Annotated in this window: 5 protein-coding genes; 2 read left to right on the forward strand and 3 right to left on the reverse strand. The window is 76.5% G+C overall.

Features of this window, described 5'->3' with window-relative positions; all coding sequences use genetic code 11:
- Positions 1-139: 139 nt before the first annotated feature.
- Positions 140-883 (reverse strand): glycosyltransferase, encoded by a 744-nt coding sequence (locus ACIPLC_RS11270; protein WP_400472704.1) that lies wholly within the window; start codon positions 881-883, stop codon positions 140-142.
- A 156-nt stretch (positions 884-1,039) separates the two neighbouring features.
- Between ACIPLC_RS11270 and ACIPLC_RS11275 the strand changes: the two genes are divergently transcribed.
- Positions 1,040-1,594: a hypothetical protein gene (locus ACIPLC_RS11275; RefSeq protein WP_400472705.1), complete on the forward strand. Its 555-nt coding sequence runs from the start codon at positions 1,040-1,042 to the stop codon at positions 1,592-1,594.
- Positions 1,595-2,039: 445 nt separating this feature from the next.
- Positions 2,040-2,711 carry a DUF4232 domain-containing protein gene (locus ACIPLC_RS11280; RefSeq protein ID WP_400472706.1) on the forward strand — a complete coding sequence of 224 codons (672 nt, stop codon included), beginning with the start codon at positions 2,040-2,042 and terminating at the stop codon, positions 2,709-2,711.
- Between the two features lie 300 nt (positions 2,712-3,011).
- Here the strand turns inward: ACIPLC_RS11280 and ACIPLC_RS11285 are convergent, their stop codons facing one another.
- Both ACIPLC_RS11285 and ACIPLC_RS11290 read right to left on the reverse strand, forming a co-directional pair.
- Positions 3,012-4,505, reverse strand: coding sequence for a condensation domain-containing protein (locus tag ACIPLC_RS11285; RefSeq protein WP_400472707.1), 1,494 nt, complete (start codon positions 4,503-4,505; stop codon positions 3,012-3,014).
- The gene (locus tag ACIPLC_RS11290) at positions 4,502-18,067 is read right to left on the reverse strand and encodes a MupA/Atu3671 family FMN-dependent luciferase-like monooxygenase (protein WP_400472708.1); all 13,566 of its coding nucleotides are present in this window, start codon (positions 18,065-18,067) and stop codon (positions 4,502-4,504) included. The genes ACIPLC_RS11285 and ACIPLC_RS11290 overlap by 4 nt, the downstream gene beginning before the upstream one ends.
- Between the last annotated feature and the right edge of the window lie 66 nt (positions 18,068-18,133).

An 18,133-nucleotide genomic window follows, 5' to 3' on the forward strand; every position in this document is an offset into this window, starting at 1 on the left:
CGTCTTGTCCGCGGTCGGATACCCGGCTCGCTCGGGTGTGTCCAGTGAACGACTCTGTCCCGCAATCGGTGATTGCGTTGGCGTGGTGGTCGGTGGAGGAGGATGCGGTGGCGGAGGAGGTCGAAGAGCTCCCCCGGGTTCACCCGGGGCCCTGTGCGCCGATGTGGGCGAGCAGCGAAGCGGCGCCGTCCTCTGCGGCGATCCCGCGGGCGAGTTCGGCCGCGCGGTGGCGGTGGGCCGGCTCGGACAGGCAGGCGGTGATCGCGTCGCCGAGGGCTTCGGCGGTGAGGTCCTGGAACGGCAGGGGCCGGGGGGCGACTCCCAGCCTGCGCAGCCGGGACGCCCAGAACGGCTGGTCGGCCATGACGGGTACGGGCAGGGCGGGCACTCCGGCCCGCAGGCCGGCTGCGGTGGTGCCCGCCCCGGCGTGGTGGACGACGGCGGCGGCGCGCGGGAACAGCCAGTCGTGCGGGACGTCGCCGATGGCCAGGACGTCGTCGCCGCGGACGTCCAGATCGGCCCACCCCTCCTGCACCACCGCGCGCACGCCTGCCCGCTTCACCGCTGCGGCCACCAGCTCGCTGAGCCGTTCCCCCTGTTCCGGCGCCATGCTGCCGAACCCGATGAACACCGGAGGCGGACCGGCCTGGAGGAAGTCGACCAGTTCGGTCGGGGGCTGCCAGCCGTCCGGCCGCGCGGGCCACCAGTAGCCGGCCACTTCGACCCGGGACGGCCAGTCCTCGGGGCGCGGCACCACCAGTGGGCTGAAGCCGTGGAAGACCGGCCGGATGTCCGCCGCTGCCGAGGGCGCGCCGGCGGGCAGCCCGAGGCGGGCGCGCAGCCCGGTCGCGGCGTCCGCGAAGACCCCTTCCGTCGCGACCACAGGCCCGTCGCGACCACGGACCTGACGTACCCACACGCGTAGGGGGTCGCCGGCCCATGGGGGCGCGGCCACTCGGACCGCGCCCCGCCCACGCGAGATCCCCGGTCCGGCCCAGGACTGCTGGCCGGCTGCCACGACCCGGCGCACACTGGGAACGTGCCCGTCGACCAGCCGACCCCCGCCGAACGCGCCCTCCTGACCGTGATCGAGGCCCGGGCCGAACCGGGCGCCCTGTCGGCCGTCAACGTCGTCCTCGCCCAGGGCCGGACGTTCGTCCCGGCCGCGTGGCCCCGGGGCGCACCCCGCCGCGGCCTGCTCGGACGCTGCCACCCGAACGCGCTGCGCATCGCCCGGCTGACCGGCTTCGCCTACGTGGAGGGCTACGCCTCCGTCCGCGGCACGACGCACCCGCACGCCTGGTGCGCCGGCCCCGACGGCGCCGCGCTCGATCCGACCTGGCCCGACGGCACCGCCACGGCGTACCTCGGGGTCCCGATGACCACCGCGTTCGTGCGGGCCTTCCAGCAGCGCACCCTCACCAAGACCGTGTTCGTCGGGGTCCTGGACGCCGAGGTCCAGGCCGTCCGGGACGCCACCCGCATCTTCACCGGCGGCGTCCCCGACTGGGGCCTGCTCGACATCGGCCGCCCCCAGCCCACGCCGGCGATCGGCAGACGACGGGAGCTGCTGGAGAGGTTCGGCTCGCTGTAGGGGGTCTGAGCTTGCGCGCCGCCGGGTAGGCCGGTGGTCAGCTCGGGTGGATCGGGTTCGTGCCGCAGGACCGCAGGACCGCAGGACCGCAGGACCGCAGGACCGCAGGCTGCCGGATCGTTGCGGTCCTGTTGCGTGGGCAGTGGCGCAGCTCACAGCCGTTCCGGGTGGGGCGTGATCGCATCGGCTGATGCATCAGTTTGAGAACGTCGGGAATCGTCTGACGGCCCGCCGGCCGGCTGCCGCCGTCGTGGTTGTCGCGCTCTCCGCAGCCCTGCTCGTGGGCTGCGGAGACCGGACGACCGGGGTCCCGGCGGCATCCGGCAGTACCGGGCCGTGCGGGAAGCCGTCGCCGTCGGCGACCGCCGACGGGCAGGAGTCGCCCGGGCTCGCGCAGGGCGGGGTGCGGATCACGGCGGTCGGTGCGGCCTGCGCGGAGTACGAGGTGACCAATCAGCGAGACGAGGTCTCCGATGTCACGACGGTGTTCAGCCGGCTCTCGGCGGCCGGAGGCGTGCTGGACAACGTGACGCAGGTCGTCGCCGGGCTCGCTCCGGGGGCCACCGCGAAGGGGCGGGTCGAGCTGGACGGGCACGGGCAGGCGCGGCCGGGTGCCGGACCGCAGGTGAAGATCGTCAAGGTCCGAAGCGTCCCCAGCGCCGAGGCCTCGCAGCCGGGCGGCCCGTGTCCGGCCTCGGGGGTGCGGCTGTACGCGGATGACGGCGACGCCGCGATGGGCCTGCGCGTGGTCGGCCTGCACCTGCGCAACTGCGGGACGTCCCCGGTGTCCGTCAACGGCTACCCGAAGCTGCAGTTGCTCGACGTGGAGCACCGGCCGATCGACGGGGTGCGGCTCCTGTCCGGCGGTGCCGGGATCGCCACCGGCACCGGCGCGGACGACCCGCCGCAGGAGCTCGTGCTGCGCCCGGGAGAGGGTGCCCGGTCCGCGTTGGTGTGGCGCAACACCGTGGAGGCCGGCAGCCCGGTGAACGCCCCCTACGTGCGGGTCCGGGCCACCCCTGACGCGGCCCCGGTGATGGTCGTCCCGGAACTCGACCTGGGTACCACGGGACGGCTCGGCGTCGGCGCCTGGGCCCGGGAGGACAGCCGTCCGTGAGCGGGTCGCCGGTGATTCTCCTCGGCGTGATCTCGTGGACGACTCCGTCTCCGAGGTAGGCCGTTTCGCGCGTTTCCGCCCTGGACCTCGAACCCTGACCGCCTGCCGTCGTGCTTGGAGGATTTTCCACGGAAAATCCTGGTCTCCGATCGCACCGGCCCACCAGTTGGAAGCCCGTCGGGAACCACCGGCCATCCCTCGGCCTGTCCGTCGGCCTGTCCGTCGGCCTGTGGATCAGCGCTCCAAGCGGGCGGCGCCCCGGGCGGCGGCCCCCTCGGCCGGGGCCGCCGCCGCCCCCGGTCAGCCCGGCCGGTCCGTCAGCTGCCGGGCCAGGCCGTCCACCAGGGCGTCCAGCCAGGACCGCACCGTGTCCGGGTCGAACAGGTCGGCGTCGTACTCGGCCAGGCCCGCGTAGCCGTCCGCGTCCGGGGTGAGGACCAGCAGGAGGTCGGAGCGGGCCGAGGGGCCCGGCACGTCCTCGACCTCGGCGGTCAGGCCGGGGAGGTCGAGCACGGCGGGCGGGGTGCTCTGCACGGTGAGCATGACCTGCGGGTACGAAGCCGGCAGCCGGATGTCGCGTTCGCGCAGCGGTTCGACCAGCAGGCCGAAGGGGACCGTGGCGTGGTCGAGGGCGGTGGCGATCGCCGTCGCGGCCGCGTCGACCGACTCCCCGAACCCGCCCGCCGGGCGGGTGGGCAGCCGGATCGGGAGGCCGAAGGTGAGCAGGCCGACGACCTGCTCGTCGGCCGGCCGGGTGCGGTTGGCGTGGGAGAGCACCACCAGGGTCTCCGCCGCCCCGCTCAGCTCGCCCAGCAGCCGCGCGTAGGCGGCGAGCAGGACGGCCGAGGCGGTGGTGGAGCGCCCGGCGGCGTAGCGGCCCACCGCTGCGGCCAGTGCTGCCGGGAGGCGGAAGGCGGCCGTGCCGCCCTGCCCGGAGCGCTGTGCGGGGCGGGGGCGGGCGGTGGGCAGCTCCGCCGCCGCCGCAACGCCGTCCAGGGCCTTGGCCCAGTGGTCGGCGGCTGCGGCGACGGCGGCCCGGGTGACCACTGTCCGCTCCCAGCAGGCGTGGTCGGTCATCCGGCCGGGGTCCTCCGGCAGCCGGCCGTCCGGGCGGTACAGCGTGCCCAGGTCGGCCAGCAGGGTGGCCAGCGACCAGCCGTCGACCGCGATGTGGTGGAGCGTCAGCAGCAGCACCCACGCGTCGTCGGCGGGCCGCAGCAACCGGGCGCGCAGCAGCGGGGCCGCGGCCAGGTCGAACGGGCGGTCGCTCTCGGCCCGGGCGGCCTCGGCGAGCGCCGCCTCCCGGGCCCCGGGCGCGAGCGCGCGCAGGTCGGCGACCGGGAGTTCCACCGGGGCGTTCGGCAGCACCTGTTGGAGCAGGCCCAGGTCGGTGTCCCGGTACCGGGTGCGCAGGCTCTCGTGACGCCCGGTCAGCGCCGTCAGCGCGGCGGCCAGCCGCTCGGGCTCCAGCGGCCCGCGCAGGGCGATCCGCTGGGTGATGTTCCACACCGCCGGGTCCGCCGCCCGGCCGTGCGCGCGGTGCATCCGCCGCTGCGCCACCCCGGCCGGCGCGGCGGCGAGCGCCGTGCCGGAGCCGGTCAGGGTGGCCAGCAGCCGTTCCCGGTGGGCCCGGACGAGCCCGGTCGCCTCCTCGTCGAGCGCGCCGGGCGGGGCCAGGTAGCCGAGCCGGTCGCCGGTGGTGCGCAGCACGATCTCGCGCTCGTCGAGCAGGTGGACGAGCCGGTCCCAGCCTTCCTCGGTGGGGAACGCGGCGGGGGGTGCGGCGGGGGTCACAGCGTGCCCTCCTCGTAGGCCGGGGCCGGGCGGTCCTCGGTCTGCGGCCGCTGGGCGGCCATGGCCCGGATGGTCGGGCGGCGGAAGAAGTCCAGGACGCCGATCCGGATCCCGGTGGCCTCGCGGACCCGGTTCAGCAGCCGGGTGGCGGCCAGCGAGTGCCCTCCGAGGTCGAAGAAGGAGGTCTCCACGCCTGCGGGGCGGCCGAGTTCCTCCTCCCACAGTCGTTGCACGGTGTGTTCCAGTGCGGTGGCCGGGGCGGCCGCCGCCCGGCCCGCGCCCAGCGGCAGCGGCTCCGGCAGGGCGGCGGCGTCCAGCTTGCCGTGTGCGGTGAAGGGCAGCGCCGCCACCGCGGCCCAGAGCCCCGGCACCATGTGCTCGGGCAGCAGGTCGGCCAGGTGGTCGCGGACCCGGGGCAGTTCGTCGGCCGCGCACTGCACGTACCCGGCCAGCGTGGTGCCCGTCTCGGTGCGGCGGGCCGTCACCGCCGCGCCGCGCACGCCCGGGACGGACCGCAGCACGGTCTCGACCTCGCCCGGCTCGACCCGGTAGCCGCGCACCTTGACCTGGCGGTCGGCCCGGCCGAGGTACTCCAGGACGGCGTCCGGCCGCCAGCGTCCGAGGTCGCCGGTGCGGTAGCGGCGGCCGTCCGGGGTGTCGGTGAAGGCGGCGGCGCTCTCCGGCTCCCGGCCGGGGTAGCCGAGCCCGACCTGGACGCTGACCACGTGGATCTCGCCGACGGCCCCGGGCGGGACGGGGCGCCCGGCGGCGTCCAGCAGCAGGATGCGGGTGCCCGGCACCGGGCGGCCGATCGCCGCGTGGTCCGGTCCGTCCGGGGCGATCTCGCCGGCCGTGACGGCGTGGGTCTCGGTGGGGCCGTAGTGGTTCACCAGCCGGCAGCCGGGGTTGCGGGCCAGGAAGGCCCGCAGCCCGGGGGTGAGCAGCAACTGCTCGCCGCCCGTGATCAGTTCGCGCAGGTGGGGCACCGGTTCGTCGCCGAGGGCGTCGACCAGCGCGGCCAGCGGGGTGTACGGCAGGTGCAGCCGCTCGGCCCGGGTGGCGCGGACCACGGCGGCCAGCGCCGTCACGTCGTAGCGGGTCTCCTCCTCGATGAGCAGCAGGGTGCCGCCGCCGGCCAGCGTGGTCAGCACCTCCTGGACGCTGACGTCGAACCCGCAGGAGGCGTACTGCAGTGTGCGGGCGGCCGGGTGCTCGGCGACGTTCCAGGTCACCAGCGCGGCCAGGCCGAGGGTGTGCATCAGCACGCCCTTGGGGCGGCCGGTGGAGCCGGAGGTGAACAGCAGGTACGCGGGGGCCTGCGCCGAGGGGGCGGGCAGCGGCGGCAGTTCGGCGGCGGCGCCCGCCCCGGGCCCGGTGTCGGCCCCGGTGTCGGTGTCGGTGTCGGCCCCGGCGTCCGTGCGGACGGTCGGCAGGGAGAGGCCCATCAGGTCCGTGTCCGAGGCGGTGAGCAGCACGGCCGGTGCGCTGTCCGCGGCGATCAGCCGGCAGCGCTCCGGGCCCTGCACCGGGTCGATCGGCACGTGGACGGCGCCCAGCCGCAGCACGGCCAGCAGCGCGGCCACCTGGTCCACCGAGCGCGGCAGCAGCACGCCCACCCGGCTGCCCTCCCGCACCCCGGCGGCCAGCAGCCGGCCGGCCAGCTCGCCGGCCCGGGCGTGCAGCGTCCGGTAGTCGGTCCCGGTGCCGTCGGCGGCCACCACCGCGACGGCGTCCGGGCGGGCGGCCGCGACGGCGGCCACCGCCGCCAGCGGGTGCGCGGGCGCCCGCTGCGCCTCGGGCCCGCGTTCCAGGGCCGGGTCGGCCGGGGTGGCCGTCAGCTCGGCGAGCGGTCGGGCCGGGTCGGCGACGGCGGCGGTGAGCAGCCGCTCGAAGGCGTCGAACAGCCGGTCCACCGTGGCCCGGTCGAACAGGGTCTCGGCGTACTCGACGTGGCAGCGGATGCCGTCCGGCAGGTTGGTGAGGAAGAGCGACAGGTCGAAGGCGGAGCGGTCCACCACCTGGTCCAGCGGACGGGCCGTCACCCCGGGCAGGTCCAGTTCGAACACCGCGTGGTTCTCGAACTCGACCAGGACCTGGAAGAGCGGGTTGCGGCTGGTGTCCCGCTGCGGGTTCAGCTCCTGCACCAGGACCTCGAAGGGCAGTTGCTGGTGCTCGTAGGCATCCAGCGCGCTGGAGCGGACCCGGTCCAGCGCCTCGGCGAAGTCCGGCTCCCCGGACAGGTCCAGCCGCAGCGCCAGTGTGTTGACGAAGAAGCCGATCAGGTCCTCGGTGCCCTCGGTCCGGTTGGCCACCGGGGTGCCCAGCACCACCTCGTCCTGGCCGCTGTAGCGCTGGAGCACCCCGGCGAAGGCGGTCAGCAGCACCATGAACAGGGTCGAGCGGCGGCTGCGGGCCAAGTCCCGCAGGCCGGCGGAGAGTTCCGCGGGCAGGTGGCGGACGTGGGCGCGGCCCCGGCCGTCCGGTACCGCCGGGCGCGGCCGGTCGGTCGGCAGGGCCAGCACCGGCAGGTCGCCGCCGAGCACCTTGCGCCAGTACGCGAGGCTCTCGTCGTACGCCCCGGCGGCCACCGCGGCCCGCTCCCGGGCGGCTTCGGCGGCCGGGGTGGTGGTGAGCACCGGCAGCCGGGCGGGCCGCTGCTCCCGGGCGGCCCGGTACAGCTCGCCCAGTTCCCGGGTGATCACCACGGTGGACAGGGTGTCGATCACGATGTGGTGCATCGACAGCACCAGGACCTGCCGGTCGGGCCCCGTCTCCAGCAGCCGGGCCCGGAACAGCGGGCCCTCGGCCAGGTCGAAGCGGTGGACGCCCTCGGCGGCGACCAGCGCGGCCACCGCCTCCTGCGCCGGCCCGTCGGCGGCGACCCGCTCCAGCACCGGGCCCTGCGGCGCCGCGAGCACCTGCTGGAACGGTTCGCCGTCCTGCTCCCGGAAGACGGTACGCAGCCCGACGTGCCGTTCGACCAGCGCGCGCAGCGCGGCGTCGAGCGCGGCCGGGTCGAGCGGGCCGTCCAGTTCGATGGCCTTGACCTCGTTGTACTGCCCGGCGTCGGGCAGCATCCGGTGCAGGAACCACATCCGCTGCTGCGCGTAGGACAGCGGGGCACCGCGCTGGGCGGAGCGGCGCAGGGCGTCGATCTGCGGCAGGCCGGACGCCACCAGGTCGGGGGCGAGCCCGAAGTCCACGAAGCAGGCGATCTCGTCCGCGCCGGCCGCCCGCAGCTCGGCCAGCACGGACCGCACGCTCTCCGGGGTGCCGATCAGCGCGCGGGAGGCGCAGTACCGCTCGTAGGCGCGCTCCAGGACGAACTCCAGGTCCTCCTCGGGGGTGTTCTCGAAGTCCAGGGTCAGGCCGAGGCTGTTGGCCATCTGCCCGAACAGCGAGAGCGAGGAGCGCAGGTAGTGGCAGAACGGGCGGTACGCCTGCTCGCGGGCGGTGGCGAGGTCGGTGCCCAGGTAGGTGTGGACCAGCACGACCACCCGGCCGGCCTCCGGGTCGAGACCGTGCTCGGCCCGGGTGCGCCGGTACAGCGCGACGTTCTCGGCGAGCTGGGCGACGTCCTGGGTCATCAGGTTGGTGATGATGCCCAGGTCGTGCCGGGCGGCCTCGCGGAAGCTGTCCGGGTTGCCGACGATCGCGGTGAACATGGGCGGCTGCTCCTGCAACGGGCGCGGGTGCAGGGTCACCTCGATCGGCTCCCCCTTGCCGTTGCGGCCCCGGTAGGGCTCGCCGCGCCACAGCGCCCGGACGGTGTCGATCTGCCGGTGCATCAGCTCCTTGTGGCCGCCGTAGTTCTCGGGGAAGAACAGGAAGTCGTTGGGGTGCCAGCCGCTGGCACAGCCCAGGCCGACCCGGCCGCCGGAGAGGTTGTCGACCACCGACCACTCCTCGGCCACCCGGACGGGGTGGTGCAGCGGCAGCACCGCGCAGCCCGCGTTGATGCGGATCCGGGTGGTCTCCCGGGCCAGCGCGGCGGCCAGCACCGAGGGGTTGGGGAAGATCCCGCCGAAGGAGTGGAAGTGGCGCTCCGGCAGCCAGACGGCGTGGAAGTCGTGCCGGTCGGCGAACCGGGCGCTCTCCAGGACGATGCGGTACTTCTCGTCCTCCGGGGAGTCCTGGGGGTAGTCGCCGAAGAAGTAGAGGCTGAAGTCCACCGGGCGCTGCGGGTCGCTGACCGGGTGGTACGGCGTCCCGGCGGGCTCGGTGCGGCCGGTGCCAGTGCCGGTGCCGGTGCGGCCGGTGCCCGTGCTGCCGGTGCCGGTGCGGTCGTCCGCCGCGGGCTCCGGCAGCGCGGCCGCCGGGCGCGGGGCGGGGAGCCGGACCCCGGGCGAGGCCGGGAAGAAGCCGCCGCGCCGCAGGTCGCGCAGCGAGTCGCGGACCGCGTCGGCCACGAACTCCAGGTCGCCGTCGGTGTGGGCGGTGGAGAGGAAGAAGTTGCGCCACTCCCACACGTAGACCCCGCGGGTGAGCAACTGCGGGAAGAGCAGCTCCATGTCGGCCCGCGGCTCGAACCGGAACAGCGAGCCGAAGTGGGCCAGCCGCAGCGGGAACTCCTCCTCCTCGAAGAACCCGTTGAGGGTCGCGGCCAGCTCGTCGGTGCGGGCGTTCAGCCGCTCCTGGAGGCCGGGGCCGGCCTCCTTGAGGTGGCGCAGCACGGCTCCCGCCGCGGTCATCGCCAGCGGGTGCTGGATGTAGGTGCCGCCGAAGAAGGTGGTGTCCTTGGGCGGGTAGCTGTCGTCCCCGTAGTCCCAGTGGCCGCCGTCGATGCCGTCCAGGATGTCGGCGCGCCCGGCGATCGCGCCGATCGGGTAGCCGCCGCCGAGCACCTTGCCGTAGGTGGAGACGTCCGGGGTCACGCCCCAGAAGCCCTCGGCGCCGCGCAGGTGGGGCCGGAAGCCGGTGAGCATCTGGTCGAAGACCAGCACGATGCCGCGGCGGGCGGTCAGCTCGCGCAGCGAGCGGACGAACTCGACCGGCTGGCGCCCCGGGTGGCGGCTCTGCACCGGCTCGACCAGCACGGCGGCGATCCGGTCGCCGAGCTCCTCGATCACCTGGAGGCTCTCCGGATCGCCGTACCGCAGCACCACCAGGTCGGCGACCGCGCTGCCGGGGATACCGGTCGACACCGGGACGGTCTCCCGGTCGGCGCCGCGGCCCACGGTCCGGCCCAGCGTGTGGTCGAAGTGGCCGTGGTAGGAGCCCTCGAACATGACGATCTTGTCCCGGCCGGTGTACGCGCGGGCCAGCCGGATCGCCCCGGCGTTCGCCTCGGTGCCGGAGTTGGCGAACGCGACCCGCTCGGTGCCGGTCAGCTCGGCCAGCAGCTCGGCGGCCTCACCGGTCTCCGGACCGCGCGGGCCCAGCCGCAGTCCGCCGGCCAGGTGCTCGCGGACGGCCTCGGAGACGAACTCCGGGTCGTGGCCGAAGAGCAGGACGCCGAAGCCCATGGTGATGTCGACGTACGCGTTGCCGTCGAGGTCCTCCAGGCGGGAGCCCCGGGCCCGGCGGGCGGCGAGCGGGTAGAGCATCTCCTTGGTCGCGGAGCGGAAGCCGACCACGGCGCGGCTGTCGGCGAGGGTACGCCGGTGGCGGCGGGTGACCGCCTTGGAGGCGGCGGTCCGGGCGGTGAAGCGGGCGACCAGCTCGTTCACGTGGGCGCGCTGCTGCTCGGTCAGGCCGCCGGAGGCCATGCCGGACTCCCGGGAGACGGTCACCCGGGGGCCGTGCACCTGCGGGGTGGCCGGCGCGGGTGCGGGCGCGGGTGCGGCGGCGACTGCGGGGGTCGGGGCGGCGGCCGGCGTGGCGACGGGGGCGACGGCGGGCGGCAGGGTGGCGGGGGTGGCGACCAGGGGGAGCGCGGGCGGCGCCGCCCCGGTCCCGGCCAGCAGGCCGAGCTGGTCGCGCATCAGGTCGGAGAACTGGCCGAGCAGGGCGAGCTGGCGCTCGATCAGGCCGGTGCCGTCGGCCACCGGGGCGAACGCGGCCGGTACCACAGGCGCGGGCGGGGCGAGCGGGACGGGCGGGACGGGCGGGACGGGCGGAGCGAGGTCGACGGGCGGAGCGAGCGGCGCGGGGACGGCGGCCGCCGCGACCACCTGGGGCGCCGGCGCCGATGCCGGTGCTGGGGCCGCTGCCGGGACGGAGGCAGGGGCCGGTGCCTGAGCCGGAGCCGCTATCGGCTCGGGCCCGGCGGTCGGCGCCAGCGCGTCCCGGACGGCGGGCTCCAGCCGGCCGGCGATCAGCCCGGCCAGCCGGGCCGGGGTGTCCGCCGCCTCGAACAGCTCGCGCATCGAGACCCGCACCCGGAAGGTCCGCTCCAGGTCCCGGATCATGTTGATCATCGAGAGCGAGTCGGCGCCGAGGTCGAAGAAGGGCTCGTCGGCTCCGACCGACCCCTCGTCGTGGCCGAGCTGGCGGGCCGTCTGCTCCAGCACCTGGCGCAGCACGGCCTCCTCGGCCAGTTGCTCGGGGCTCGCTGCGGGCGTCACTGCGGCGGGTGCCGATACGACGGGCACCGGGCCTGGCGTCGATACGGCCCCGGGTACGGCCGACGGCGGAGCGGTCTGCTGGGGCGGCGGTGCCTGGTGCATGGCGGAGTCCTCGGTGGTCGGCCGGTCGGGGGCGGTGAACCAGTGGCGGCGGCGCTGGAAGACGGTGGTCGGCAGGGGGACGCGGCTGGCCGGGCCGTCCGGCCAGTCGCGGGCGGCGGCGAAGCGCGCCCAGTCGAGCGGGACGCCGTGGGACCACACCGCGGCGGCCGCGGCGTCGAACTGCCGCTCCGGCGGTGCGCCGCGCCGGGCGCCGGCCACGAAGTGGCGGTGCGGCAGCTCCCGGCGGCCCATGCCGGTGAGCGTCGGGTGCGGGCCGAGCTCCAGGAAGAGCTCGTGGCCCTGCCCGTCCAGAGCGGCCAGGACCAGGTCGAAGCGCGCGGTCTCCCGGGTCTGCCGAACGAAGTAGTCGGGCGTGGGCACGGTGCCGGGGGCCAGCACCTCGCCACCCAGGTTGCTCACCAGCGGTACGGCCAGCGGCCGCAGGCGCAGCCGGGCGAGCTGCGCGCGGAACGGGTCGAGCACCGGGTCGAGCAGGCGGGAGTGGAACGCCCGGTCGGTGGCGAGCCGCTCGGTGGTCACGCCGTCGGCGGCCAGCACGGCCTCTGCTGCCGCGATCTCGCGCGGCGGGCCGGCCAGCACGCACTGGCCGGCGCCGTTGACCACCGCCAGCTCCACCCCGGGCAGCCAGTCGCCGAGTCCGGTGAGCCGCTCCGGGCCGGCCATCACCGCCGTCATGGCGCCGGGCGCGGTCGCCCGGTGCATCAGCCGGCCGCGCAGCGCGGTGAGGAACATCCCGTCGGCGAGGTCGAGCGCGCCCGCCGCGTGGAAGGCCGCGTACTCGCCGGCGCTGTGCCCGGCGACCGCGGCCGGGCGGATCCCGAGCTCCTGCCAGAGCCGCAGGTAGGCCGCCTGGAGGGCGAACAACGCGGGCTGCGCCGCCTCGGTGGTCCAGCCGTCGTCGGCGCCCTCGGGCACGGCGTCGAGCAGCAGCGGCAGCAACGGCTCGCCCCAGGCCTCGCGGTGCAGCCGGTCGCACTCGTCCAGCACGGCCCGGAAGACCGGGAAGGCGCGGTGGAGTTCAGCGGCCATGCCCCGGTACTGGGCGCCCTGGCCGGTGAAGAGCAGCACCGGCTGCACGTCGCCGCGCCGGGCCTCGCGGTGAACGGGTGTGACGCCCGAGGTGCGGCCCGCCAGGTGGGCCTCCAGGCCCCGGCGTATTTCGTCGGGGTCGGCGCCGGTGACGGCGAGGCGGTGGCGCAGCGCACGGCGGCCGCCGCCGAGGGTGAGCGGCAGGTCGCCGGGGGCGGGGGCGGGCCCGGCGGCCAGCCGGTCGCGGAGCAGGCCGGCCAGGGCGGTCAGACCCTGCTCGGTGCGGGCGGACAGCGGCAGCACGGTCGGGGCGGGCCACGGGTCGGCGGTGCCGGGCGCGGCCTCCGGCGCCTCCTCCAGCACCAGGTGGGCGTTGGTGCCGCCGACGCCCAGCGCGCTGACCCCGGCCCGGCGCGGGGTGGGGCCGGGCGGCCAGTCCCGGCGCTCGGCGGAGAGCCGGAACGGACTTCCGGCGAGCTCCAGCGCGGGGTTGGGGCGGCTGAAGTTGACCAACGGCGGGATCGTGCCGTGCCGCAGCACCAGCAGGGCCTTGATCAGCCCCGCCATTCCCGCGCAGGTGTCCAGGTGGCCGATGTTGGGCTTCACCGAGCCGAGCGAGCAGAAGTCGGCGGCCTCGGTCCGGGCGCGGAACGCCTGGGCCAGCGCCCGGAACTCGATCGGGTCGCCGAGCGGGGTGCCGGTGCCGTGCGCCTCGATGTAGCCGACGCTCTCGGCCGGCACCCCGGCCAGGTCCAGGGCCCGGCCGACCACCGCCGCCTGCCCGTCCACGCTGGGCGCGGTGTAGCCGACCTTGCGCCCGCCGTCGTTGTTGACGGCCGAGCCGAGGATCACGCCGTGCACGGTGTCGCCGTCCGCCAGCGCCCGGTCCAGGCGCTTGAGCAGGACGGCCGCGACGCCGTTGCCGCCGACGGTGCCGCCGGCCGCCGCGTCGAAGGCCCGGCAGGCGCCGTCCGGGGAGAGGATCGACCCCTCCTCGTAGCGGTAACCGGCGGCCTGCGGGATGTGCAGGGCGGCGGCCCCGGCCAGGGCCAGGTCGCAGTCGCCCGCCAGCAGCGACTGCACCGCCAGGTGCACCGCGACCAGCGAGGTGGAGCAGGCGGTCTGCACGCCGATCGCCGGCCCGGTCAGGCCCAGCCGGTAGGCGACCCGGGTGGCGGCGAAGTCGGCCTGGTTGCCGATCGCGGTCTGCAGCGCGGCCACCGGCTCGGCCGGGTCGGCGGTGGCGGCCAGGGCGTGCTGGTAGTAGTTGCGCAGCGCGTACAGGGTCATCCCGGTGCCGGCGAAGACCCCGACCCGGCGGCGCGGGTCGGGGGCGTCGTAGCCGCCGTCCTCCAGGGCCTGGCGGCAGATCTCCAGCAGCAGGCGCTGCTGGGGGTCCATCAGCGCCGCCTCGGTGCCGCTGATGCCGAAGGCCTCGGCGTCGAAGCGGTCGGTGTCGGGCAGCGCCCCGGTCACCGGGACGAAGTCGGGGTGGCGGTACTCCCCCGGGCGCAGGCCGGCCGCCGCCAGTTCGTCCTCGGTGAAGCGGGTGGTGCTGCGGACGCCGTCGACGATGTTGCGCCAGTACTGCTCGGGGGTGTCGGCGCCGGGGAAGCGCAGGGCCAGGCCGACGATGGCCACTCGGCGGTCGCCGCCGTCCGGGCCGCCGTCCCGGGCACCGGGCGCGGTGGCGGCGGTGGCGGCGGCCGTGGTGGCGGCCGTGGTGGCGGCCGTGGGCGCGGTGGGCGCTTCGGCCAGATGCGCGATCAGGGCGTCCACGGTGGGGTGGCGGAACAGCTCGGTGGGCGCCGGGGGTGCCGGGAGGGCGGCGCTGAGCGCGCCGTGCACCCGCATCAACTGCAGCGATCCGATGCCGAGTTCGGCGAGCGGGCGGCCCGGGTCGAGCGGGGTGTCGAGGACGGCCTCGAAGGCGTCCAGGACGGCCCGGCGCAGCTCGGCGGTGGCAGGGGTGGCGGGGTGGACGGGGCCGGCGGGCCCGGTGGCGGCGGACGGTACGGCTGCGGGCGGCTCGGTGGCCCGCTGCGGGGCCCGCTCGCCGGCCGGCCGGCCGGCCGGCGCCTCGGGGACCGGTCGCGGCGCGGTGGCCAGCAGGCGGCGGCGCGCGGCGGGGGCGCTCGGGTCCGGCCCCGCGTACCAGCGGCCCGGGGCGGCGGCCAGCAGCAGCGAGGCGAGCCGGCGGCCGTGCGCGGCGCTCAGCACGGCGATGCCCCGGTCGGCGGCGGCCTGCTCGTGGTCGGTGGCGCGGTTCATGCCGATCCCGCTCCACAGGCCCCAGGAGATCGTCCAGGCCGGGGCCCCGGTCTCCCGGTGCAGCCGCTCGACGGCGCTCTCCAGGTAGCGGTTGGCGGCGGCGTACGCCGTGGAGCCGACGGCCTCCTGGAAGCCGACCATCGAGGAGAAGCCGACGAACTGGGCACCGGGCCGCTGCCGGACCAGCTCGACGAGGTGGTCCGTACCGACCGTCTTGGCGCGCACCGCCTCGCGCCAGGCGTCGGGGCCGGTGTCGGCGAGCAGCGCGATCCGGTAGTTGCCGGCCAGGTGGAGCACGCCGTCCAGCGGCGCCTGCCAGTCCCGTTCGGCCTCGGCGACCACCGCCGCCAGCTGCTCGGGGTCCGTCACGTCGGCGCGGCGGTAGTCGATCCGGCCGCCGTAGGAGGACAGCCGGTGCAGCGCGGCGCGGCGCTCGGCCGCCTCGGCGGTCGGCGCGTCCAGGTCGGTACGGCCGATCACGAGCAGCCGGGAGCCGTGGTCGCGCAGCAGGCCGGGCAGCAGCTCGGCGGCGATCCCGCCGAGGCCGCCGGTGACCAGGTAGCGGGCGCCGGGAGTGAGCAGTGAGCAGCCCTGGGGCTCGCTCTCGGTGGCGGGCCCGGAGTCGTTCCCCGTGTCGTTCCTGGTGTCGTTCCCGGTGCCGGGCTCGGTGCCGGGCTCGGTGCCGGGCTCGGCGGCGGGCTCGGCGGCGTTCCCAGTGGCGGGCTCGGCGGCGTTCCCAGTGGCGTTCCCGGTGGCGGGCCCTGTCATGGGCCCGACCGGTCCCAGCCGGGGCACCCACGGGCGGCCCTCGCGCCAGGCGCACTCCGGTTCCGGCCGGGGCTCGGCCAGCAGGGCGAGCAGTGCGGCGGCCTGCTCGGCGGCCGGTACGCCCGTCGGCAGGTCGATGTGCCGGGCGGCCGGCACCAGTTGCTCGGCCCGGGCTCCGGCGGTCAGTGCCGCCGTCAACGCCGCACGGGGGTCCGGGAGTTCACCGGGCAGCACGGCGTGCAGTCCGGCACTGACGGTGACCAGCTCGCCGGTCGGCGGCCGATCGGCCAGGGCCCGCAGCAGGGCGAGCAGCGCTTCGTCCCGCGCGGCGGCGTCCGAGGGCCGCAGCGCGTCCTCGGACACCGCGCCATCGGACACCGCGCCCCACAGGTGCACCACCCGCCGGGGGCGCTCCTCGCCGAGGGCCCGCAGCCACTCCCCCGGGTCGGTGGTCGGCGGCCCGTCCACCACCACGGCCTGCGGCAGGGCGGCGCTCAGCTCCTCGGCGAGGGTGCCGGGGCCGGCCGGGCCGAGCAGCAGGGTCGGTCCCTGCGGGGCCCCGTCGACCGGGGCCGCCCGGGCCGCGGGGGTCTCCGGTACCGGGCGGGGTTCCCAGACGAGTCGGCGCACGCAGTCCGGCAGGGTCCGGGAGTTGGCCTCCGCCAGGTCCAGGGCCACGAGGTGCTCGTCGAGTTCGCCGTCGAGCAGCCGTCGGCGCAGCGCGGTGCGCTGGATCTTGCCGCTGGTGGTGCGCGGGAACTCCGACGGCGGCACCGGCAGCACCAGGGCGGGGGCGGGCTGTCGGCGGGCGGCCAGCAGCTGCCGGACCTCGGCGGCCACGGGCGGTGCGGGGGCGTCCGGGTCGTTCGGCACGTAGGCGATCACCAGTTGCTCGGTGCCGGTGCGTTCGTCCGGGACCCCGAAGGCGGCGACGTGCCCGGAGCGCACCCCCGCCACGGACGCGACCACGTCCTCCAGCTCGTGGCAGAAGTAGTGCACCCCGTTGACGATGATGATCTCCTTGCGACGGCCGGTGAGCACCACCTCTCCGTCGGCCAGGAAGGCCAGGTCCCCGGTGTCGAACCAGCCCTCGCCGACGAAGGACTCCCGGTCGGCGGCCGGGTTGTTCAGGTAACCGGGGGTCACCCGGCCGGAGTTGACCTGGAGCCGGCCGACCCAGTGCTCGGGCAGGGCCCGGCCGTCCTCGCCCGCCACCCGCATCCGGGTGCCGGGCGCGGGACGCCCCATGCTGAGGAAGCCGGTGCCGCGCTCGCGCGAGGCCGGGTCGGCGGGCTCCAGCCGTCCGGTCAGCGAGTCGGTGCGCACCAGGCGGCGGGCGCCGTCCTCGTGGTAGCGCTTGTAGGTGATCACGGTGCAGGTCTCGGCCATGCCCCAGCCGAGCAGGACGTGGTCCGCGCGAACGCCGAACGGCCCGGTGGCGGCGAGGAATTCGTCCAGCACCGCCTCGGTGCACTGCTCCCCGGCGTTGATCAGCGACTTGAGCGCGGAGAGGTCCCAGTGCCGGCCGGGGCCGGCGGCCCGGACCGCCTCGGCGACCAGCCGGAAGCCGAAGTTGGGCGACCAGGAGTGGGCGCCCCGGTAGCGCTCCAGCGTGTCCAGCCAGACCAGCGGGTCGGCGAGCACCAGTTCGGTGGGCACCTGCACCTGGTCGGCGGCCAGCGCAACGTCCCGCAGGTGGAACATCAGCAGCCCGGCGACGTGGTCCAGCGGCAGCCAGTTGACGGTGACGTCCTCGGGCGAGCTGCCCTGGGAGGTGGCTCCGGCCACGTACTCCAGGATGCCGCGGTGGGTGATCTGCACCGCCTTGGACCGGCCGGTGCTGCCGGAGGACAGCTGGAGGATCGCGACGTCGCCGGGGTCCGGGGCGTGCTCGGCGCCTGGCACGCCGATGGTGTCGAGCGCGGGGCCGGTGACGGTGGCGGCACCGGTATCGGCGGGCCGGTGGTCGACCGCGATGACCCGCAGCCCGGGCGCCGGGTAGAGCTCCCCGAGCCGTGCCAGGCCCGCCACGGCCGGGCCGCAGGCGAGTACCGGCGGCTCCTCCAGGGTCTGCCAGGCGTGCCAGAGCTTCTCCAGTACGGGGTTGCGCTCGTCGTAGGCCGGCGGGCGAGCCACCGTGACCGGCTGCACCCCGCCCAGCAGGCAGGCCCACAGGGTGGGGAAGTAGCGTTCCGGGTCGGGGACTTGGAGGATCACCCGGTCGCCCGCCCGCAGCCCGGCGGAGGTCAGCAGGGCGAGGGTCTCCCGGGCCTGTTCCAGCAGCCGGCGGTAGGTCAGCCGGGTCGCCCCGCCGTCGGCCCGGACCAGGTGCAGGCCGCGCCCGGGGTGCCGCTCGGCGGCGCGCAGCAGCGCCTCGGGCAGCGTCCGGGGCGCGTCCGGCGCCGGGTCGGGCAGCGGGGCGCCGACCGCCTCCGTCCCGGCGCCCTCGGGGGCGGCCGTCGGGCCGTCCGGGGCGGGGCCCGTCGCCGCCCCGGCGTCGCCGAACGGCCGCCATTGCGCGGTGAGTTCGCGCAGGTGACGCAGGGCGGGACCGGGCTCGGCGGGCGGCCGGGCGGCGGCGGCCGCCAGTGCGGCGCGGTCGGGCTCGCCCTCCGAGGTGCGGACGATGCCGTCCAGGAGGTGCACCTCGGCGCTCGGGTCGGCGTCCAGCAGGGCTGCGGTGGCCCGGCGGCGCAGCGCGACGGTGTCGGTGTCGGCGGCGGGCACCAGGTGGGCCAGCAGCCCGCGGCGGCCGTCGGCGCGCTCGACCGGCAGCAGCGCGCAGTCGGCGACCTCGGGACGCAGCAGCAGCCGGGCCTCCAGGGCACGCAGCCGGGCGCGGTCGGGACCGGTGGAGCTCGTCAAGTACGGCACCTTTCGGATCGGTGCCGGGGCGCGGGTACGGCCGCCCCGGGGTGCGGAGGGTGAGCG

Origin of the sequence: Kitasatospora sp. NPDC086801, assembly GCF_044745805.1 — a bacterium.
Classification (GTDB): Bacteria; Actinomycetota; Actinomycetes; order Streptomycetales; family Streptomycetaceae; genus Kitasatospora.